This window comes from Sphingomonas sp. R86521 (genome assembly GCF_042466235.1).
Classification (GTDB): Bacteria; Pseudomonadota; Alphaproteobacteria; order Sphingomonadales; family Sphingomonadaceae; genus Sphingomonas.
Map to the genome: position 1 here is coordinate 3,647,754 of NZ_JAXHBY010000001.1, position 19,967 is coordinate 3,667,720.

Consider the following 19,967-nt stretch of genomic DNA (forward strand, 5'->3'; position numbering starts at 1 on the left):
GCGCCTATATTCGGGGTCTATGCTCGATATCCATACCAGCCTCGCCCAGCCCACCGTCATTCGCCGCGAGGACTATGCCGCGCCCGACTGGCTGGTCCCGGAGATCGCGCTCGATTTCGCCCTCGCCGCCGCCGCGACGCGAGTTCGCGCGACGCTGAAGATCACGCGCAATGGCGCGCACGGCCGGCCGCTGCGGCTCGACGGCGCGGGCCAGCAGCCGCTGTCGGTGCGGGTCGACGGCGTCGCGATCAACGACTGGCGGATCGAGGGCGAACAGCTCGTCGTGCCGCTGAAGAGCGACGCGCATGTCGTCGAGACTGAGGTCGAGATCGCGCCCGACCGCAACACCCAGCTGATGGGGCTCTACGCCTCGGGCGGGAACCTGTGCACGCAGTGCGAGGCGGAGGGCTTTCGCCGGATCACCTTCTTCCCCGACCGGCCCGACGTGCTCAGCATCTATTCGGTGCGGATGAGCGCCGACAAGGCCGTGTATCCCGTGCTGCTCGCGAACGGCGATCCGGTCGCGCAGGGTGATCTGGCGGACGGGCGGCACTGGGCGGAGTGGCATGATCCGTTCCCCAAGCCGTGCTACCTGTTCGCGCTGGTCGCGGGCAATCTGGCGGTCAACCGCGGCAGCTTCACGACGATGTCGGGGCGAGAGGTCACGCTCGGGATCTGGGTACGCGAACGCGACCTGGCGAAGACCGATCATGCGCTCCACGCACTGAAGCTGGCGATGGAATGGGACGAGCGCGTCTATGGGCGCGAATACGACCTGAATGTGTTCAACATCGTCGCGGTCGACGATTTCAATTTCGGGGCGATGGAGAACAAGGGACTTAATATCTTCAACTCTCGCTATATCCTGGCCGACCCGGATACAGCGACCGATTACGATTACGACGCGATCGCCGCGGTGGTCGCGCACGAATATTTCCACAACTGGACGGGCAACCGGATCACCTGCCGCGACTGGTTCCAGCTGTCGTTGAAGGAAGGCTTCACGGTCTACCGCGACCAAGGCTTTTCCGCCGACCAGGGCAGTCGCGCGGTCAAGCGGATCGAGGATGTCCGGGGCTTGCGCGCAGCGCAGTTCCCCGAGGATGCCGGCCCGCTCGCGCATCCGGTGCGGCCCGAGGCGTATCAGGAGATCTCAAACTTCTACACCGCGACGATCTACAACAAGGGCGCCGAGCTGATCCGGATGATGGCGGCGATCCTGGGGCCGGAGAAATTCCGCGCCGCGACCGACCTGTATTTCGACCGGTTCGATGGCACCGCCGCGACCTGCGAGGATTATGTCGCGTGCATGGAGGAAGCGGGCGGCGTCGACCTGACGCAGTTCCGGCTGTGGTATGCGCAGGCGGGGACGCCGCGGGTGTCCGCGACGCTCGACCATGCCAACGGCCGCGCGACGCTGAAGCTGGCGCAACAGGTGCCGCCGACTCCGGGGCAGAGCCACAAGGCGCCGATGGTATTGCCGCTTCGGATCAAGCTGTTCGGCGCGGAGACCGGCAAGGCGCTGACCGAGGAACGGCTGGTGCTGTTCGATCGCGCGACCGACACAATGACCTTCGAAGGCCTCGACGAACGCCCGCTGCTGTCGATCAATCGCGGGTTCTCCGCGCCGGTGGTCGTCGAGAGCGACCGCTCGGCGGCCGACCTCGCCTTCCTCAGCGCGCATGACGACGATCCGTTCGCGCGGTACGAGGCGATGCAGCAGCTGATGCTCGACACGCTGGTCGCGAGTGCGGTCAACGGCCGCGCCGACCATGAGGGCGTGATCGCGGCGGTCGCGAACACACTGGACGACGATGCGCTCGACCTGGCGTTCATTGCCGAGGCGGTGATGCTGCCGTCTGACAGCTTCATCGGCGACCAGATGGCGGTGGTCGACCCCGACGCCATTTTCCGCGCGCGCGAGGCGTTGCGGCGCGATCTGGGCACGCGGCTCGATGCACAATGGCGGCGGCTCTATGCGCGCGGCGGCGCACCCTATGCGTACACCCCCGAGGCGAAGGGCCTGCGGCGGCTGCGCAGCGTGGCGCTCGGGTATATCGCGGCGAGCGGCGAGGCGGATGCGGCCGACCTGGCGTTCGCGCAGTTCGAGGCGGCGGACAACATGACCGATCGCCAGGGTGCGCTGACGACGTTGCTCGCGGGCGCGTCGGACAAGCGGATCGCGGCGCTCGACATCTTCTACAACCGCTACAGCGACAATGCGCTGGTGCTCGACAAATGGTTCCAGGCACAGGCGCTGTCGCCGCGCGACGATACCGCCGCCGTGGTCGCCGAGCTGACGCGGCATCCGGACTTCACGCTGACCAATCCGAACCGCGCGCGGTCGCTGATCGGCGCGTTCTCGGCGAACCAGCGCGCCTTCCATGCCGCCGACGGCAGCGGGTACCGGTTGCTGGCGGACCAGCTGATCGCGCTCGACCGGCTCAATCCGCAGACCGCGGCGAAGCTGTTGCCGCCGCTGGGGCGCTGGCGGCGGTTCGATGCGGCGCGGTCGGGGCTGATGCGTGCGGAGCTGGAGCGGATCGTGGCGACGCCGGGGCTGTCGAAGGACGTGTTCGAACAGGCGTCGAAGAGCTTGGAGGGGTAATCCCCTCTCCCCTTGAGGAGAGGGAGGGGCCCGCCGCAAAGCGGTGGGAGGGTGAGGGCATGTTTTGCCCACCATCCGTGCCCTCACCCTTCCCACGCCTGCGGCGCGGGCCCCTTCCCTCTCCCCGATGGGAGAGGGGGTTTAGAACAATCTGCCGCCGTTGGGGACCGGCTCACTCGGGCCGATCAGTACGACCTTGCCGTCCGCATCCGGAAAGCCGAGCGTCAGCACCTCGGACATCACCGGCCCGATCTGCCGCGGCGGGAAGTTGACCACCGCCGCGACCTGGCGGCCGAGCAGCGTTGCCGGCGTGTAATGCTCGGTGATCTGCGCGGACGATCGCTTCACGCCGATCCCCGGCCCAAAATCGATCCGCAGCTTGATCGCGGGTTTGCGCGCTTCGGGGAACGGCTCGGCCTCGACGATCGTGCCGACGCGGATGTCGACCTTGGCGAAGTCGTCGAAGACGATTCGGTCAGAAATCGACATTGTCGTAATGCGCCGGCGGGTTGATCATCTCCATCCGCTCGCTGAGCAGCGGGCGGAAGCTCGGACGGCTCTTCAAGCCGCGATACCAGCGCGCGGTCTGCTCATGGCCCTTCCAGTCGATCCCGCCGAGATAGTCGGTGACCGAGATCTGCGCGGCCGCCGCGAGGTCGGCGAGGCTCATCGTCGCGCCGCCCAGCCAGTTGCGGTGGTCGAGCAGGTAATCGGTGTAGTCAAGATGCCCGACCGCGGCCTTCATCGCCTCGCGCAAGCCCTTGGCATCGGGCGCGGTCCGGTGGGCCAAGCGCTTGACCATGCGTTCATGGAGCAGCGGGCCGGTCACGTCGCGGTAGAAATGGGTGTCGAACCAGGTGACCAGCCGGCGGGTCTCGGCGCGGTTGGTCGCGGTGCCGTTGATCATCGCCGCCTTTTCGACGGTTTCCTCGAAGAATTCGCAGATCGCCATCGAATCGATCAGCGGCGCGACGCCGCGCGCCTTGTCGACCATCACCGGGGTCTGGCCGGCGGGGTTCATGTCGAGGAATTCGTCGCGGTGATCCCAGGGCGATTCGCGGACGAGTTCATACCCCACGCCCTTCTCGCCGAGCAGCAACCGGACCTTCCGGGAAAACGGACACAGGGGGAATTGATACAGCTGCCACATCGGCCCCGTTTAGGCGGAGGGGACGGGGCGTGTCACTAGCGCGTATCGGGTCGAACGCCGTTCAAAGCATGTTTCCCCGCGAAGGCGGGGACCCAGACTGGGCTCCCGCCTTCGCGGGAGAACAAGAGGCAGGCAGCAGGCGCCCGCACAAGCACCACCCCGGCGAAGGCCGGGGCCCAGTTGGGGGCGGCGTCAACGAAGGGCGGCGTTTCGTTACTGCGACCTTGCCAACTGGGCCCCGGCCTTCGCCGGGGTGGTGCGGGTATGACGCCGCTTACTCCGCCGCGACCAGTTCCGCGCTGTCGTCGAGCGGGTGGGGCAGCCGGGTCAGCATTTCCTTCGGGACGATCTGCCAGAAATGCCCCGCGACGCGGTCCCAATCCTGGAGCAGGCCCTTCGACCATTTGCTGTCGGTGGCATCGGCATGGTCGCGTACCAGGTCGAGCAGCGTGTCGGCCCAGTGCAGCGACCGCAGCCGCGCCCAGGTGATGTTCTCCGGGTTGGCCTTGGTCGGGAAGACGCCGGCGGGGTCGTAGACGAACGCCATGCCGCCGGTCATCCCTGCACCGAAATTGGCGCCGACCTCGCCCAGCACCACCGCGACGCCGTTGGTCATGTATTCGCAGCCGTTCGCGCCGCAGCCTTCGACGACCACGGTCGCGCCCGAATTTCGGACCGCGAAGCGCTCGCCGGCCTGCCCCGCGGCGAACAATTTGCCCGAGGTCGCGCCGTACAGCACGGTGTTGCCGATGATCGTGTTGTCCTGGCTCGCGAGCGGCGAGGAGACTGCGGGACGGACGATGATGGTACCGCCCGACAACCCCTTGCCGACATAGTCGTTGGCGTCGCCGAATACCTCGAGCGTGATGCCCTTGCACAGGAACGCGCCGAGACTCTGCCCCGCCGACCCGCGCAGGCGGATCGTGACATGGCCGTCGGCCAGCGTCGACATGCCGAATTTCCGGGTGATCTCGCTCGACAGCCGCGTCCCGACCGCGCGGTGGGTGTTACGCACCGAATAGGTCAGCTGCATCTTCTCGCCGCGGCTGAACACCGCTGCGGCATCCTTGATGATCTGCGCGTCGAGGCTGTCGGGAACCTCGTTGCGGAACGTCGACAGGCTGAACCGGCGCTGCGAATCGTCGGCGTCGACCTTGGCCAGGATCGGGTTGAGATCGAGATCGTCGAGATGCTCCGCGCCGCGGCTGACCTGGCGCAGCAGCTCGGTCCGCCCGATGACGTCGTCGAGGCTCTTCACCCCCAGCCGCGCGAGGATGTCGCGAACTTCCTCGGCGATGAATGTCATCAGGTTGATGACCTTTTCCGGCGTGCCGACGAATTTCTGGCGCAGCGCGTCGTTCTGCGTGCAGATGCCGACCGGGCAGGTGTTCGAATGGCATTGCCGCACCATGATGCAGCCCATCGCGACCAGGCTGAGCGTGCCGATGCCGAACTCCTCGGCGCCAAGGATCGCGGCGATGACGATGTCGCGGCCGGTCTTGAGGCCACCGTCGGTGCGCAGCTTGATCCGCCCGCGCAGGCCGTTGAGCGTCAGCGTCTGGTTGACCTCGCTCAGCCCCATTTCCCACGGGGTGCCGGCATATTTGATGCTGGTTTGCGGCGACGCGCCGGTGCCGCCGACATGCCCGGCGATCAGGATCACATCGGCATGCGCCTTCGCGACGCCCGCCGCGACCGTGCCGATGCCTGCCGAGCTGACCAGCTTCACGCAGACACGGGCGCGCGGATTGATCTGCTTGAGGTCGTAGATCAGCTGCGCCAGATCCTCGATCGAGTAGATGTCGTGATGCGGCGGCGGCGAGATCAGCGTCACGCCGGGCGTCGCATGGCGCAGCTTGGCGATGAACTCGGTGACCTTGAAGCCGGGCAGCTGGCCGCCTTCGCCGGGCTTGGCGCCCTGTGCGACCTTGACCTCGATCTCCTCGCACGCGTTCAGATATTCGGCGGTGACGCCGAAGCGTCCGCTCGCGACCTGCTTGATCGACGAGTTGGCGTTGTCGCCGTTCGCGTAGGGTACGAAGCGCGACTTGTCCTCGCCGCCCTCGCCCGAGACGGCCTTCGCGCCGATCCGGTTCATCGCGATCGCCAACGTCTCGTGTGCTTCCGGCGACAGCGCACCGAGCGACATGCCGGGGGTGACGAAGCGCTTGCGGATCTCGGTGATCGCCTCGACCTGATCGACTGCGACGCCCTCCGCGGGGAAGTTGAACTGGAGCAGATCGCGCAGATACACCGGCGGCAGGTCGGCCACCCCGCGCGAGAACTGCAGATAGCTGGTGTAGCTGTCGGTCGCGACCGCGGTCTGGAGCAGATGCATCAGCTGCGCGGAATAGGCGTGCGTCTCGCCGGTGTGGCGCTGGCGATAGAAGCCGCCGATCGGCAGCGTGACGATCCCGGCATCGAACGCCGCGTCGTGGCGTTCGACCGCGTTGACGTGGAGCGAGGCATAGCCTTCGCCGCTGATCTTCGCGGGCATGCCGGGGAACAGGTCGTTGACCAGGCTGCGCGACAGCCCGACGGCTTCGAAATTATAGCCGCCGCGGTAGGATGAGATCACCGCGATGCCCATCTTGGACATGATCTTGAGCAGCCCCTCCTCGACCGCGACGCGGTGGCGGCGGAGGCATTCGGCGAGTTCCAGATCGCCGAACAATCCGCGCGACTGGCGCTCGACGATCGCGGCTTCGGTCAGATAGGCGTTCACCGTGGTCGCGCCGACGCCGATCAGCACCGCGTAATAATGCGTGTCGAGGCATTCGGCGGTGCGGACGTTGATCGACGCGTAGGAGCGCAGGCCGCGGCGGACCAGATGCGTGTGGACCGCGGCAACCGCGAGCACGCCGGCGATGCCGACGCGGTCTTCGCTGATCGCCTCGTCGGTGAGGAAAATCTCGCTCTTACCCTGGCGGACCGCCTGCTCCGCCTCGTTGCGGATCCGCTGGATCGCGGCGCGGAGTTTTTCGGGACCGCCGCCGGTGTCGAACGTGCAGTCGATCTCGGCGACCGCGTTACCGAAATGCGCCTTCAGCCGCGACCAATGCTCGCCGGTAAGCACCGGTGAATCGAGCACCAGCACGCGCTCGCGCTGGTCGCGGACGTCGAGGATGTTGGCGAGATTGCCGAACCGCGTACGCAGCGACATCACGTGGCGTTCGCGGAGCGGATCGATCGGCGGGTTGGTGACCTGGCTGAAATTCTGGCGGAAGAACTGGCTGATCAGCCGCGGCTTGTCCGAGATCACCGCGAGCGGGGTGTCGTCGCCCATCGACCCGATCGCTTCCTTGGCGGATTCGACCATCGGCGACAGGATCAGCTCCATGTCCTCCATCGTCTGCCCGGCCGCGACCTGGCGGCGCGCGAGTTCGGCGCGGTCGTAGCGGACGATCGCGTCGTCGACCGAGGGCAGGTCGGCGAGCGTGTGGAATTCGCCGATCATCGCGGCATAGTCGGCCTCACCGGCGATGCGATCCTTGACCGCACGATCCTGGAGCAGGATGCCTTCGTCTAGGTCGACCGCGATCATCTCGCCGGGTCCCAACCGTCCCTTGGCGACGATCGTCGATTCGGGGACCACGACCATGCCGCTCTCGGAGCCGACGATCAGCAGCTTGTCCGACGTCAGCGTATAGCGCAGCGGGCGCAGCGCGTTGCGGTCCATGCCGGCGACCGCCCAGCGCCCATCGGTCATCGCCAGCGCGGCGGGGCCGTCCCACGGCTCCATCACGGAGGCGAGATACTGGTACATCGCAGCGTGCTGCGCGTCGCCGCCGGGCTGGACCGCCTCGGGCACCAGCATCAGCTTGGCGGTGGGGGCGTCGCGGCCCGACCGGCAGATCGCCTCGAACACGGCGTCGAGCGCGGCGGTGTCGGATGCGCCGGCGGGGATCACCGGCTTGATGTCCTCCGAATTGTCGCCGAACGCGAGGCTCGCCATCCGGATCTCGTGGGAGAGCATCCAGTTCTTGTTGCCGCGGATCGTGTTGATCTCGCCGTTGTGCGCGAGGCAGCGGAACGGTTGCGCCAGCCACCATTGCGGGAAGGTGTTGGTCGAATAGCGCTGGTGAAAGATCGCGACGCGGCTCTCGAAGCGCTGGTCGGTCAGGTCGGGGAAGAACACCGACAGCGACTCCGCGAGGAACAGCCCCTTGTAGACGATCGAGCGGCACGACAGCGAACAGACGTAGAAGCCCTGGATCTGCGCGGCGATCACGCGCTTCTCGATGCGGCGGCGGACGAGATACAGCGTCTTCTCGAACTCGGCGGCGTCCTGGTCCTCGGGCATCGGCCCGGCGATCATGATCTGCTCGATCTCGGGACGCGTCGCCTGCGCCTTGATGCCGATCACCGAGACGTCGACCGGCACCTGGCGCCAGCCATAGATGGTGTAGCCCTCCTCGATGATCGCGCTCTCGACGATCGTCCGGCACGCCTCCTGCGCGCCGAGATCGGTCCGCGGCAGGAAGATCATGCCGACGGCGAGCCGGTTCGGACGGACCTTGTGCCCCGACGACGCGATCGCATCGTCGAAGAACCGGACGGGGAGGTCGATGTGGAGGCCTGCGCCATCGCCGGTCTTGCCGTCTGCGTCGACTGCACCGCGGTGCCACACGGCTTTGAGCGCATCGACCGCGGACTGCACCACGCGGCGCGAGGCGCGGCCGTCGGTGGCGGCGACGAGCCCGACGCCGCACGCATCGCCCTCGAACTCGGGGCGATACATGCCGTGCTCGGCGAGGCGGGCGCGTTCGGCGTCCATATGGGCGGTGTCCATTTCAGCCATCGTCACTTCTTCTTCGGTTCGAGCGCGTCGACTTGCTTGGCGAATTCGGCGACGTCGGCCTGCACATTGCCCATCGCGTTGGTCATCATGGTTTGCTGCCAGAGACCGACATCGGGATCGGCCATGATCGTGGCGGCTTGCTGCATGTAGATGCGGCCGGTCGGCGTCATGAAGAACGCTTTGATCTCATGCATCTGCGCGACATCGAAGCGACGGGCATACGCGCGGGTCATCGCGTCCGACATGCCGGGCAGGCTGGCGCGCAACAGCGTCATCGTGCGCTGCTGCTGACGCTCCATGAACGCGTCGAACAGCGCCTTCACGCGCGGATTGCTGTTCATCGCCGCCGCGAAATCGGGGTTTTGCGTCATACCGCGCCGCATGTTGATGAGCATCGGCGTCATCATGCCCTCCACCATCTGCGCGCGCGACGCAGGCGGCATGAGCAGGTCGATCAACTCGCGTGCCGCCGCGATCCGGGCCGGATCGATGGCGGCGGCGGGTGGCGCGATAGATGGCCTGGCGGGCGCCGCCGCGGTTTGCGCGAAGACCGATGGTGCATTCAGCGCGAGCGCGGCCGCGGCGAGATAGGCGTATTTCATGCTGCCACCTTCGCGCTTGCCGCCTTCGCCTTCAGCCATTTGTGCATCGTCGCGGCGACGTCGCGGCCGTCGCGGATGGCCCAGACGACCAGGCTGGCACCGCGGACGATGTCTCCCGCTGCGAACACGCCGTCGAGCGAGGTCATGAGCGTCTTGCCGTCGACCAGCACGGTGCCCCAACGGCTGACCCCCAGCTCGGGCGTCTCGAACAGCGTCGGCAGGTCCTCCGCATCGAAGCCCAGCGCCTTAATGACCAGATCGGCGTCGACCGCATAGTCGCCGGCCGGATCAGGCTCGGGCGCGCGGCGGCCGCTGGCGTCGGGGGCGCCTAGTCGCATCTTCCGCACCTTGACGCTCGATACCGTATCGCCGCCTTCGAAACTCTGCGGGCCAGACAACCAGACGAACTCGACGCCTTCCTCCTCGGCATTGGCGACTTCGCGCTGCGAGCCGGGCATGTTGGCGCGGTCGCGGCGGTACAGGCACTTCACCGAGGTCGCGCCCTGGCGGATGGCGGTGCGGACGCAGTCCATCGCGGTGTCGCCGCCGCCGATCACGACGACGTTGCGGCCTTCCGCGTTGAGCCGTCCGTCGTCGAACGCGGGGACGACGTCGCCGAATCCCTTGCGGTTCGATGCGGTCAGATAATCGAGCGCGCCGACCACGCCGTTCGCCTCGCCGCCGGGGACATCGACGCTGCGCGCCTTGTACACGCCGGTCGCGATCAACACTGCATCATGGCGGCGGCGCAATTCGTCGAGGCTCGCATCCGCGCCCACCGCAAAGCCTTCGTGGAAAACGATGCCGGCGGCCTTCAGCCGATCGACGCGGCGCATGACGATCGGCTTCTCGAGCTTGAAGCCGGGGATGCCATAGGTCAGCAACCCGCCGGCGCGGTCGTGGCGGTCGTAGACATGGACGTCATAGCCGTGCCCACGAAGGTATTCGGCGGCGGTGAGGCCGGCCGGTCCTGCGCCGATCACCGCGACCGACTGGCCACGTGCGCGCCCGGGGACCAGCGGCTCGACCCAGCCCTGCTCCCAGGCGGTATCGGTGATGAACTTCTCGACCGAACCGATCGTGACCGCGCCGTGGCCGGTGAACTCGATCACGCAATTGCCCTCGCACAGCCGATCCTGCGGGCAGATCCGGCCGCAGATCTCGGGCATCGTCGACGTCGCGTTGCTGAGTTCATAGGCTTCGCGCAACCGCCCCTCGGCGGTCAGTCGCAGCCAGTCGGGAATATGGTTGTGGAGCGGGCAATGGACCGAGCAATAGGGCACCCCGCATTGCGAGCAGCGCCCAGCCTGCTCCTCGGCCGGCTGGACCGCATAGCGATCGGCGATCTCCTGGAAATCCTCTGCCCGCGCCTCCGCATCGCGCTTGCCGGGATAGGACTGCGCCCGATCCACGAATTTCAGCATAGAATCGTTCGCCATAATGCCCTCCGAAGCCGGCATTATTGCGCAAGACCACCTGTGTCACTGCTAAATCGACGGTTATGTCAGTATTGCTTACCCGTTATTCGGTAGATTTCTCGTGGATTCGGGCAGGCACTTCAGCAGTCGCAAATAATAGGTTTGAAACGGTCCTATTTAGTAATGAGCCAGAGGAACGCCGCAGATCCGGCGATGATCCGGTACCAAGCGAACGGCACGAACCCGTGTTTCGTGACGATGCCGACGAACCATTTCACGACGAGCAGCGCGACCACGAACGCGACCGCGAAGCCGATCGCGATGGCGACGAACCCGACGCCCTGCCCGCTGGCGAGCACCGCACGGTTCTTGACCAGTTCGAGCGCGCTGGCGCCGAGCATGGTCGGGATCGCGAGGAAGAAGCTGAACTCCGCCGCGGTGCGCCGTTCGACGCCCAGCGCGAGCGCACCGAGAATGGTCGCGCCCGATCGGCTGACCCCCGGGACCATCGCCAGGCATTGCAGGAAGCCGATGCCGATCACGGTCTTCAGCGGCAGGTCGGCGACCCCGCTGACAGTACTGCGGGGGGCGAAGCGTTCGACCGCCAGGATCGCGAAGCCGCCGACGACCAGCGCGATCGCGACCACCTCCGCATTGCCCAGCAACGCCTCGATATGCTTGTGCAGCGCCAGCCCGATGACTGCTGCCGGAATGAACGCGACGATCAGGTTGCGCAGGAACAGCCAGGATTTGGGCTCGCGCTTCACCAGTCCGCTCGCGACCGCCCAGAAGGTCCGCCAGTACAGCACGACGATCGCCAGGATCGCGCCGAGCTGGATGACGACGTTGAACACCTCCCAGCGCCCGGCGTCGTAACCGAGCAGCCGGGTCGCGAGGATCAGGTGCCCGGTCGACGAGACCGGCAGGAATTCGGTGATCCCCTCGACGATGCCGAGCAGGATGACGGTGAGGAAATCGCTCATCAGGCGGCGTGCGTTTCGGCGCGACGGCCAAACCGCCCCGACTTGCGGAACCGAACCAGCCAGCCCGGTGCCACCGCGTCGAGCGGCGTGCCGACCACGCCGAACGCCTCCAGCCCCGCCGCGCCGGGCGAGACGACGTTGTCGCTCTGGAGCATCTGCCACTGGTCCCAGGTGATCGGCGCACCGGGCAGCGCGCCGCCGCGGGCGATCAGCGCGCCCAGCGCATCGGGGATCTCGACGATCGAGACCTTGCGGCCGATCGTCTTGGCCAGCCAGCGGTTGAGCGCGCCCATCGTGATCACGTCGGGGCCGCCGAGTTCGAAGGTCCGGCCGGCGAATACTTCCGGCGTGCGGATCGCGGCGGCGATCGCATCGGCGACGTCGGCGGCGAAGATCGGCTGGAACCTGGCCGAGGCCCGCAGCACCGGGACCACCGGCGATTTGGCGATCATCCCGGCGAATCGGTTGAGGAATGCATCCTCCTGCCCGAACACGATCGACGGGCGCAGGACGATCGCGGCGGGGAACGCGTCGCGGACCGCGACCTCGCCCTCGCCCTTCGACCGGCCATAGGCGGATGCGGAGCCGGTATCGGCGCCGATCGCGGAGACATGGATCAGCGATTCGACACCGGCCGCAGCCGCCGCCCTTGCGACGGTGGCGGCGCCATCGACATGGACGCCGTGAAAATTACCCGCGAGCACGCCGACCAGGTTCACGACCGCATCGCAGCCCTGCACCGCATGGGCGATGGTATCGGGCTTGGTGATGTCGGCGCCGACGAACTGGGTCTGGCCGATGCCGCCCTGCGTCTTGAGAAAAAACGCCTGTCGCGGATCGCGCTGCGCGATGCGGACACGGGCGCCCGCCTTCAACAATCCTTGCGCGACGTAGCGGCCGAGAAAGCCCCCGCCACCAATCAGCGTCACCAGCTTGTCGTTCATCGTTTTCGTCCTTTTGGCCGTCCCATGACCGTTTCGCTCCCTTGCCGAGCGAACGGCGTGTTGACAAGCATCGAGACCCTACCCTAGAGGCGCCCTCCTACCCCGTGCCCGGATGGCGGAATTGGTAGACGCACCAGCTTCAGGTGCTGGCGATCGCAAGGTCGTGGAGGTTCGAGTCCTCTTCCGGGCACCATTTGTTCTAAGGGCTTGAAAACCCTAGAACATGTTGAGAAACAAGGCTTTTTACAAGCGTCTAGTACAAAGGTACGAGGACGAAGGCCTATGTGTTCCTATCTCCATAGAGCGCCCAACGGGGTTTATTATTTTCGCATGGGCATCCCTGCGGACCTGCGCGCATTCATGTCTGGCAAGCGCGAGATAAAGCATTCTCTAGGTCTAAAGGATCGGGAGGCTGCAAAGGCCGTCATACCGGACATGACCAAGGCCGCTCATGCCCTGCTCGACCAAGCGAAGCGGGATAGGGCTACCGCTGCAAAACCCGCCCCCAAGGCAATGCCGCCAAGGTCGGCTGCTCAAATCGAGCGGGACCGGCAGCAATGGGAGCATGAGCAAGAGCAAGCCGAGCATGCCGCTAACGATCTGCTCGCGTCCGACATGGAGATTGAGCGCCTAGAACCGATCATGGATGCTCTAGCGGAAGGGATCGAAACGGATGCCGCCGCCCCTGACATAGCGAGGGCCGCTAGGCTGCAATTGATCCATGAACGAGACAAGGCCGCACTAGATCGAGATGCCCTGCTATCGAAATTACATGCCCGATACGGACAGAATGCCCGCCCGTTGAAAGATCGAAATCAAGCCGTTGAATGCCAGCCTGCCGCCGACAAGGGCAAAGGCATCTTCCTAGATACTGATATCTTAAACGGCTGGGCAGCAGAGCGGGAGCCGGAAGCTAGCGCCCTCGATATGTACAAGCGAGACGCGAAGCTCTTTCATACGATCATGGGTCGAAAGTCCGTGGGGCTACTCACCAAGGCCGATGTGATGGCCTACAAGCGCAAGCTGATAGACGATCCGACCCGTTCTCAGGTGAATGTCAGAGACCGGCTAGCGAACCTCCGCACCCTGCTCGAATGGGCCGCACAAAACGATGTAATCCCCGATAATCCGGCAAGAGACGTGCGGATGCGGCTTACGGATCAGCAGGTTAAGCGGGAGGATTGGAGCGTTAATGACCTCAACCTCCTGTTCGCTGGGCCAGTTCATGCCAAGGGTAAGCGGCCTAAGGGCTTTGCTAGCGGTGAAGCTGCATATTGGTTGCCGCTACTCGCTGTGTTCATGGGAGCGCGTCGGGAAGAGCTAGGCCAGCTACGGGTTCAGGATGTAAGGGAAGAACAGTATTTCGATACTGATAGCATTCCGCATAAAGTCTGGTGCCTCGATATCACCGATGAAGGCGATACGGGGAACCGCGTTAAGAACGCATATAGTCGTCGCCTTGTGCCACTGCATCCCAAGCTAATCGAGCTAGGCTTTGTCGAGTACGTTACCAATCTACCCGATCAAGCCGGACAGGTGTTCCCGTTACTAAAGCGAGTAGGTATCAAGCAACGCCTTACCGATAAATGGGGCCAATGGTTCACGGTTTACAGGCGCGAGCTTGGGATATCTGACAAGCAAGTCTTTCATGGCCTACGCCATACGTGGAAGACTCATGCCGTGAATGTCGGAATGGCAGAGCGTGTAGCTCGCCAGTTCCAAGGCCATGCCGGTAAGGACATTGCAGACAAGTACGGTAGCGCCCCGGCTATGTCTGTGATGGTTGCCGCTATTGCATCCTATCGGGTGCCGGGGCTGAAAATCGGGAACCAATAAAGCCAAACACACAGATACCCGAATTGCACCCCATGCCAGCCCTGTCAGAGCCAATTGTGTGCGTTCGGGTATCTGTGTGGCCGGATTAGCTAGCGCCCCTCAGCGACTCTCTTAACCGGCCTGTCAGGCATCGGGACCAAGCGGGACGCCAGCCTCTCGGCGGGCCTGCTCCCCGGTCGGGGCGATGCGGTATCCCATGCCGGTCTGGATATAGGCCACGTCGCCCACTGGGGTACCATGCGAGCGCCGCGCCGCGTCCCCGGTCTGAGCTACCCGGATGCCGGTCGCATCCTGTCCGCCCCGGTAGGGATCGTAGCCGGTCATGCTCTGCCCGGTCATAGGGCCGCTGGGAGCCTGCGCTACGAGGGTGTAGCCGGTCGGACCCATAATCCATTGCGGACCCGTCTGCGGTGCCTGAGCGGACTGCTGGGCGGGCTGTGTAGGTTTCGGGCCAAGGCCGTTGAACGCGAATGAGCTTCTAACGGTTTCACCGGGTGGGATCGAAGACGCCTCTGGAACATCAGGCGTTTCTGCATAGGCTTCGCTGCTACTGCCAAGCGCGTCATCAATGGTCCAGTTGGCGGCATCGGCCTCGGTCACTTCGCCCTTGCTGATAGCCAAAGCCTTCGCATCCTCTAGGATCATCGGGGCTAGGTTATCTAGATGGCTTTCATCGCCGCTATTGTTGTAAGCCGTCAACGCCTTATCATACAGAGATACCGTAGCATCGTCGCTGTTATGTATTAGATCGACAGCAATCTCTAGCGTGTCCTTCAATGCCGGGACGCTAGCGGTAAAGGCATCAAGCGCATTCTTGTAAGCAATGTTGGCGGGGTGGCCCTTAGCCATTGCGTCCTGAGCTTGCTTTTGGACAGCGCGGGGATTGTGCCCATGTACTGCGATCAGCGAAAGAGCCGCCTTGACCTTGATGGCCTGACGGGGAGTTAGTGCGGTCATTGGTCTTACCTTTAAGAAGTATGCTGGGGGACATCGCCAATCGTTGGGACTGGCGGGATCGAGCCTGAGCGAATGCAGGCGACGAGGAAGCGGTGAGCGTCTTTGAAGCGGCGGCTATCGAGATACGGACGGCCTGCGGCCTCCCAAAGTGCGTGAACCTCAGCGGCCATACGGCGTGCGATTGCTTGGGCGTCGTCGGGGAGGTCGTAGAGTGCGGGAGTTACGGCCCGGTCTGACAGCTGGGGCCATCCGGCTTCCCGCTCTACAGCTTGTCGTGTCAGAAGTACGGACAGGCCAGCAGTTTCCTCGGGTATGAAGGCGGCAGCAAGGGCTGGGTTAGGCCAAACCTTCATCAGCCATAATGATACAGCGCCCCATTCCACAAACTCCTTGGTGGCATCGGCGTAGGGACCTGCTCGCTTCATCAGATCAACTAGGGTTTGCGGCTCGGTGTGCCACTTGGGTTCGTAATCGGGACGGGGCGGCTTTGGTGCCTCCCCTGTTCCCCGATCGTCTAGGCCACCCATTAGGAAGCGACCGCCAGACCCTTGAAGTATCCCCGCGCCTTGGCTTGCAGGTAGATCGACATAGCCTCGTACGGCCTACCCGGTGCCAGCGCCATGATGACAGCAGGAATGTTCTCGGGCTTCTCAGCTACCAGATACTCGTAGGCATCGTCGGCAAGGGCAGCAAAGCCATTGCATTCATGCTGCTTTGGAACAGTCTGACCTAGGGCAACGTCCCACGCATCCTGAATATAACGGATCACAAATCCGGTACTAATCAAGTTCTCACCGGGCTTAACGGTAACGCGGATATCGGAGAAGCGGCCAAGCCGTTTGTTCCGTTCCTCGGTAGCTTGGTTCGCCAGAGCGGTAGTAAAGCGATCCTTTGCATCGTCTAGCGCCTTTTCGATCTTAGTGGCTGCATCAATGGCAGGCTTCCCGATCAGATCAATAGTAGCGTTGACCTTCAATAGATCAGCCCCAAGAGCTTCAATTTCGGTAGCGATATCTGCAAGCGTGGTATTTTGTGTCATTGGTTTTCCTTGTTAGATTTGTGTCGGTTAGGAGCGAGGGGCGAATGCGCCGATCTTTAGCTTTTCGTGGCGACGGGTATGGATTGTGCCGGTATCTGCATCGGCAGCAGCCATCAGTTTGGCGATCGACGGACGGCCTGCGGGCTTACGCTTGGCGTACTCCGGCAATGGGATGCCAAGGACTTCAAGGGCTAGGCGGAAGCCGCCAGTGATACGGCTATCAACCCGTTCGATGTGGGCAGCAACGCGAGGATCATCGAGGCGACTAAGGTCAACAGGTACGGGGTTCATAGGTGATCCTTCAAATGGATGGAGTAACTTTGGCAAAAATTACAGACAGAGGCCCCGCTTGCTCATAAGCAAAACGGAACAGGGTATATTGGTTCTGAAAAAGGGTTAGCCTGCCATCTACCAACAGGGGCAACGCAATAGATGACAGGCTGGCATTGCTCAGGCCGATGGGCATCAGATTATGAGCAATGCATATGGGGAGGAGCGGCTAGCTAGTGCGCCGTACATACTGCTAGCCATGAAGCGGACCTATCAAGGTTCAACGCTTCTACATTCCTCGGATTGATCCAGTAGCGGATAGGGGTCTGGATGACCAATGACGATAACCAGAGTAGCCTATTCCGTTGCAATACGAAGACTCGGGGTTGCCTTGGTATGGCTTACTGGATCAATCTGAAGGATGCTTATGGCAAATACGAGTCATGACCGTAGATTACCAATTATACATACATAGATATAATATTATCCACTATCATCTTAGATTAGTGAATACTGAGCTGTATCCGGTCGTCCCCTCGTCCTTCCTTCTACAGATAGATATCCATATATTAGGCACTTTAGGGGAGCAACTACAGCGATATCATCTTGAGTTAGATCATACGTCGCTTGCATTGCCGGTGTCCGATACCCATGACATTGACCCTAAAAGTCGTCACGCTCGTCGCCTTCCGGCTAACCATTGCTGGCTATGGTATCTACAGTCATCGTACTGTCAGACGTCCTAGGGCTTCCTAGCTTAGGCAATTTCAAAGTTTCTATATCAAGAACGGTACTGATTTAGGATCGGCTATATCTGGGCCTTAGTATTACCGGGGCCGACAGATATGGAGAATGCTCCATTGCCATACGGTCCCGAAATACCCGGACAGGTAATCCGAAACTTTGCCGCCCCCGAATAAGCCCCTCTCAGAATTGCCACGGCAATCAGGCTGGGCAAGTACCCGGAGGGCCTAATCGAGTCTGGCGGCCTCCTATGGCGGATGCGTGGCCCTTCCCATCGCCTGCCCGGTATCAGCTTGGGGAGTGACACCGCATCACGTCACTAACGGACTGAGCCGCCCATTTGCCGCCTCGGGCTGTGATGATCCCGCGAGCATTAAGCTCCCCGGCAATAGCTCTCAGGCTCGTATGGCCGTCAGCCTTGATCGCCTCAATGATCGGGGCAACGTCGCCAGCGAACGCCTGAGCCTTAGCCTTGATCGCCTCTACCGCTGCCCCGTTGCCCTTGCTCTCCCCGAACGCCTTCGCGCCCAATGGATTACCTAGCTTGGTGCCTCGGGCCTTAGCAGCGGCGAGGGCTTCGATCGTCCGCTTGCTGATAGCCTTGCGTTCGGCCTGGGCCATTGCCGCCATGATGTGGATAGTAAGCTCGTTAGCCTCAGGCATGTCGGCCGCAATGAACCGGGTTCCTGCATCCTGTAGCTTGGCGAGGAAGGCAAGGTTACGGCTAAGCCGATCCAGCTTTGCAATCACGAGGGTAGCCCCTGTCACCTTGGCATGATGCAATGCCTTGATAAGCTCGGGTCGATCATCCCGCTTGCCGCTCTCTACCTCGACATACTCGGCAAGGGGCTGACAATCCCGCGACTGAAAGAACGAGGCGATTGCAGCTTTCTGAGCATCTAGGCCCAAGCCGCTGCGGCCCTGCTTGGCAGTCGAGACACGGTAGTAAGTGACGGTTCGCATTGGCTGGCTTCCCTGTTGCCAACCCTAGATACGAACGATGTCCATAATTGTCAAACGCTCGTTAGGTTATACTGGACAGTTCAGATTAGCCGCAATCCATAGGCCAGATGCCATAGTGGGTTGGTCCTAGTCTCTATCGTGTTGAGGCAACGCTGTTGCTCTAGCTGCCCCGGCTTTGCCTTGCGTTCGCAGATGCCGAGCATCGACGCGTAATGATACCGCTCTAGTCGGATGATGGCTAAGCCAAACCAAACGACCATGGCTAGCAGGACGGCTAGGGCTAGGTTCTTCATGGTCGGTCCTATGGCGATTGTGACACGTCATGCAGGGATGGAGACTACGCGCGATAATGCAGGTCGCGCTAGGCGTGTCATAATCGCCTGAGGGCCGGACCGGGCATACGGGGTAAAAGCCGCTCACTCTTGTCAGAATTACCCTCGCGCATGTCTCCACCATTTTCAGGCCGTAAGGCAGTTGTCAGCCACTGTAGCAGATGCCAACCTCACCCGATGAGCAAACCTGATGATGCCAGCAACCTTCCCGCGCCAATCGTGGCGGCGATAGCGGGCATCCCCGCTGCCCTTGTCCCTGCCAGCGTAAAAGCTCTAGACCGGTTAATCGGAGCGACAGTAGATATCCCGGTCGCTTGGCTTGAATACCAGAAGGCCAAAATCGTTAGCAAGACGGAAGCGTTTAAGACTATCGACGGAGCAATAACAAAAACCGCGGCAACTAAGGCCGAAGCCAATGAGCAATTTGCGGATAGAGCTTTAGATAATCTGGTCCGCAAGTCGTATCGCCAGCTCGACAACAAAGAGGCGGTTAGCGCCGCGATGCTCGATGACTTGCGAGATAATCCCGTCGAACCGGACATTTCAGCGGAACAGAACAAAGAATCTGCCGTAATTGATGATGACTGGCTTAACGTATTCGAGCGTTATGCTGAGGACGCATCGACGGAGCGCATGCAGAAGCTATGGGGACGAGTTTTAGCGGGCGAGGTACGGAAACCCGGCAAGTATGGGATGCGAACACTTCGCTTTCTATCAGAATTTTCTCAAGCCGATGCGCTTGAGTTTTCTGCCTTTTGTCAGAACAGCTTCGGCGGCCTTGCCCCTAAAGCGCTTATAAAGACGGATAAGGATATAAGTAATCTCTTGGCCATGGAGGCATCAGGCCTGATCCAAGGTGCCAGTGGTATGGGATTACAAGTTACCCTCACTCCCGATTCAGCTGGACGAGCATTCTTAATTGAAAAGCCCTTGATTGTTATGTTTACTGGAATGCCCGAAACCCCTGTTAAAGTCGAGATCATTTCTTTAACTCCGCTGGGCCAAGAGCTAGTGACTCTACTTCCCGGTCGTGTTCCGCGTGAAGCAGCCCGGCTGGTGGGTATGGCTGTGAAGACCGACCAAATTAAAGCCGCATTCCTTATGCTAGTAGGTCAGAACGGATCAGCGACCCCTATGGAAATCTTGTGGCAAGAGGAAGTGCCTGCAACTCCGGTAGTCCACAATTCTTAGGGCTACCTGCCTTGCCTCAGCTAGTACAAAGGCTTAACACAACGGTTCCGACGCTATAAATTAATCGTTGTTTCTCATGTGCTTACGGAGGTATGGGCTAAATCCTCTTCCGGGCACCATTTTTCGTCA

The 19,967-nt window shown here is 62.5% G+C and carries 15 protein-coding genes and 1 tRNA gene; 4 read left to right on the forward strand and 12 right to left on the reverse strand.

The features are described 5' to 3' along the window. The first annotated feature begins 19 nt into the window (after nucleotides 1-19). Entirely contained in the window at nucleotides 20-2,608 is a 2,589-nt protein-coding gene (gene pepN / locus SJY20_RS16840; RefSeq protein WP_380788175.1) for an aminopeptidase N, read from the forward strand. Nucleotides 2,609-2,749: 141 nt separating this feature from the next. Here the strand turns inward: pepN and SJY20_RS16845 are convergent, their stop codons facing one another. The 7 genes from SJY20_RS16845 to SJY20_RS16875 all read right to left on the reverse strand — a co-directional run bounded on the left by SJY20_RS16845 (nucleotide 2,750) and on the right by SJY20_RS16875 (nucleotide 12,506). After that, a complete protein-coding gene (locus SJY20_RS16845; RefSeq protein ID WP_380788177.1) occupies nucleotides 2,750-3,097 on the reverse strand; it encodes a tRNA-binding protein in 348 nt (115 codons plus the stop codon). Then, nucleotides 3,084-3,758: a glutathione S-transferase family protein gene (locus SJY20_RS16850; RefSeq protein ID WP_380788179.1), complete on the reverse strand. Its 675-nt coding sequence runs from the start codon at nucleotides 3,756-3,758 to the stop codon at nucleotides 3,084-3,086. The genes SJY20_RS16845 and SJY20_RS16850 overlap by 14 nt, the downstream gene beginning before the upstream one ends. 274 nt (nucleotides 3,759-4,032) lie before the next feature. Next, the gene (gene gltB, locus SJY20_RS16855; protein WP_380788181.1) at nucleotides 4,033-8,550 is read right to left on the reverse strand and encodes a glutamate synthase large subunit; all 4,518 of its coding nucleotides are present in this window, start codon (nucleotides 8,548-8,550) and stop codon (nucleotides 4,033-4,035) included. A gap of 11 nt (nucleotides 8,551-8,561) precedes the next feature. Next, nucleotides 8,562-9,200 (reverse strand): DUF2059 domain-containing protein, encoded by a 639-nt coding sequence (locus SJY20_RS16860; RefSeq protein ID WP_380788183.1) that lies wholly within the window; start codon nucleotides 9,198-9,200, stop codon nucleotides 8,562-8,564. Next, nucleotides 9,158-10,600 (reverse strand): NAD(P)-dependent oxidoreductase, encoded by a 1,443-nt coding sequence (locus tag SJY20_RS16865; protein ID WP_380788185.1) that lies wholly within the window; start codon nucleotides 10,598-10,600, stop codon nucleotides 9,158-9,160. The genes SJY20_RS16860 and SJY20_RS16865 overlap by 43 nt, the downstream gene beginning before the upstream one ends. A 152-nt stretch (nucleotides 10,601-10,752) precedes the next feature. Beyond that, the gene (locus SJY20_RS16870) at nucleotides 10,753-11,562 is read right to left on the reverse strand and encodes an undecaprenyl-diphosphate phosphatase (RefSeq protein WP_380788187.1); all 810 of its coding nucleotides are present in this window, start codon (nucleotides 11,560-11,562) and stop codon (nucleotides 10,753-10,755) included. Continuing rightward, nucleotides 11,562-12,506 (reverse strand): complex I NDUFA9 subunit family protein, encoded by a 945-nt coding sequence (locus SJY20_RS16875; RefSeq protein ID WP_380788189.1) that lies wholly within the window; start codon nucleotides 12,504-12,506, stop codon nucleotides 11,562-11,564. The genes SJY20_RS16870 and SJY20_RS16875 overlap by 1 nt, the downstream gene beginning before the upstream one ends. A 106-nt stretch (nucleotides 12,507-12,612) precedes the next feature. Here SJY20_RS16875 and SJY20_RS16880 point away from each other — a divergent pair. Beyond that, nucleotides 12,613-12,699 (forward strand) — tRNA-Leu (locus SJY20_RS16880). An 89-nt stretch (nucleotides 12,700-12,788) separates the two neighbouring features. Then, a complete protein-coding gene (locus SJY20_RS16885; protein WP_380788191.1) occupies nucleotides 12,789-14,342 on the forward strand; it encodes a DUF6538 domain-containing protein in 1,554 nt (517 codons plus the stop codon). Nucleotides 14,343-14,465: 123 nt separating this feature from the next. On the opposite strand, the gene SJY20_RS16890 is transcribed toward SJY20_RS16885, so the two are convergent. From SJY20_RS16890 to SJY20_RS16910, 5 genes are all read right to left on the reverse strand, one after another. After that, nucleotides 14,466-15,299, reverse strand: coding sequence for a hypothetical protein (locus SJY20_RS16890; RefSeq protein ID WP_380788193.1), 834 nt, complete (start codon nucleotides 15,297-15,299; stop codon nucleotides 14,466-14,468). A gap of 526 nt (nucleotides 15,300-15,825) precedes the next feature. Further along, complete coding sequence (locus tag SJY20_RS16895; protein ID WP_380788195.1) at nucleotides 15,826-16,338, reverse strand: hypothetical protein; 513 nt, start codon at nucleotides 16,336-16,338, stop codon at nucleotides 15,826-15,828. A 27-nt stretch (nucleotides 16,339-16,365) separates the two neighbouring features. After that, nucleotides 16,366-16,629 carry a hypothetical protein gene (locus SJY20_RS16900; RefSeq protein WP_380788197.1) on the reverse strand — a complete coding sequence of 88 codons (264 nt, stop codon included), beginning with the start codon at nucleotides 16,627-16,629 and terminating at the stop codon, nucleotides 16,366-16,368. 10 nt (nucleotides 16,630-16,639) lie between these two features. Next, the gene (locus SJY20_RS16905; RefSeq protein ID WP_380788199.1) at nucleotides 16,640-16,804 is read right to left on the reverse strand and encodes a hypothetical protein; all 165 of its coding nucleotides are present in this window, start codon (nucleotides 16,802-16,804) and stop codon (nucleotides 16,640-16,642) included. Nucleotides 16,805-17,640: 836 nt separating this feature from the next. Beyond that, nucleotides 17,641-18,315, reverse strand: a complete 675-nt coding sequence (locus SJY20_RS16910) for a recombinase family protein (protein WP_380788200.1) — start codon at nucleotides 18,313-18,315, stop codon at nucleotides 17,641-17,643. A 509-nt stretch (nucleotides 18,316-18,824) separates the two neighbouring features. Between SJY20_RS16910 and SJY20_RS16915 the strand changes: the two genes are divergently transcribed. Further along, nucleotides 18,825-19,838: a DUF2806 domain-containing protein gene (locus SJY20_RS16915; protein ID WP_380788202.1), complete on the forward strand. Its 1,014-nt coding sequence runs from the start codon at nucleotides 18,825-18,827 to the stop codon at nucleotides 19,836-19,838. The last annotated feature ends 129 nt before the right edge of the window (nucleotides 19,839-19,967 follow it).

What these genes read in the sequence shown, in the direction of transcription:
- gltB (WP_380788181.1), bottom strand. Translation starts at nt 8,550, where the DNA reads ATGGACACCGCCCATATGGACGCCGAACGCGCCCGCCTCGCCGAGCAC.
- SJY20_RS16845 (WP_380788177.1), bottom strand. Translation starts at nt 3,097, where the DNA reads ATGTCGATTTCTGACCGAATCGTCTTCGACGACTTCGCCAAGGTCGAC.
- SJY20_RS16865 (WP_380788185.1), bottom strand. Translation starts at nt 10,600, where the DNA reads ATGGCGAACGATTCTATGCTGAAATTCGTGGATCGGGCGCAGTCCTAT.
- SJY20_RS16870 (WP_380788187.1), bottom strand. Translation starts at nt 11,562, where the DNA reads ATGAGCGATTTCCTCACCGTCATCCTGCTCGGCATCGTCGAGGGGATC.
- SJY20_RS16850 (WP_380788179.1), bottom strand. Translation starts at nt 3,758, where the DNA reads ATGTGGCAGCTGTATCAATTCCCCCTGTGTCCGTTTTCCCGGAAGGTC.
- SJY20_RS16915 (WP_380788202.1), top strand. Translation starts at nt 18,825, where the DNA reads ATGAGCAAACCTGATGATGCCAGCAACCTTCCCGCGCCAATCGTGGCG.
- SJY20_RS16860 (WP_380788183.1), bottom strand. Translation starts at nt 9,200, where the DNA reads ATGGCTGAAGGCGAAGGCGGCAAGCGCGAAGGTGGCAGCATGAAATAC.
- SJY20_RS16875 (WP_380788189.1), bottom strand. Translation starts at nt 12,506, where the DNA reads ATGAACGACAAGCTGGTGACGCTGATTGGTGGCGGGGGCTTTCTCGGC.
- SJY20_RS16910 (WP_380788200.1), bottom strand. Translation starts at nt 18,315, where the DNA reads ATGCGAACCGTCACTTACTACCGTGTCTCGACTGCCAAGCAGGGCCGC.
- SJY20_RS16905 (WP_380788199.1), bottom strand. Translation starts at nt 16,804, where the DNA reads ATGCCCATCGGCCTGAGCAATGCCAGCCTGTCATCTATTGCGTTGCCC.
- SJY20_RS16895 (WP_380788195.1), bottom strand. Translation starts at nt 16,338, where the DNA reads ATGACACAAAATACCACGCTTGCAGATATCGCTACCGAAATTGAAGCT.
- SJY20_RS16900 (WP_380788197.1), bottom strand. Translation starts at nt 16,629, where the DNA reads ATGAACCCCGTACCTGTTGACCTTAGTCGCCTCGATGATCCTCGCGTT.
- pepN (WP_380788175.1), top strand. Translation starts at nt 20, where the DNA reads ATGCTCGATATCCATACCAGCCTCGCCCAGCCCACCGTCATTCGCCGC.
- SJY20_RS16890 (WP_380788193.1), bottom strand. Translation starts at nt 15,299, where the DNA reads ATGACCGCACTAACTCCCCGTCAGGCCATCAAGGTCAAGGCGGCTCTT.
- SJY20_RS16885 (WP_380788191.1), top strand. Translation starts at nt 12,789, where the DNA reads ATGTGTTCCTATCTCCATAGAGCGCCCAACGGGGTTTATTATTTTCGC.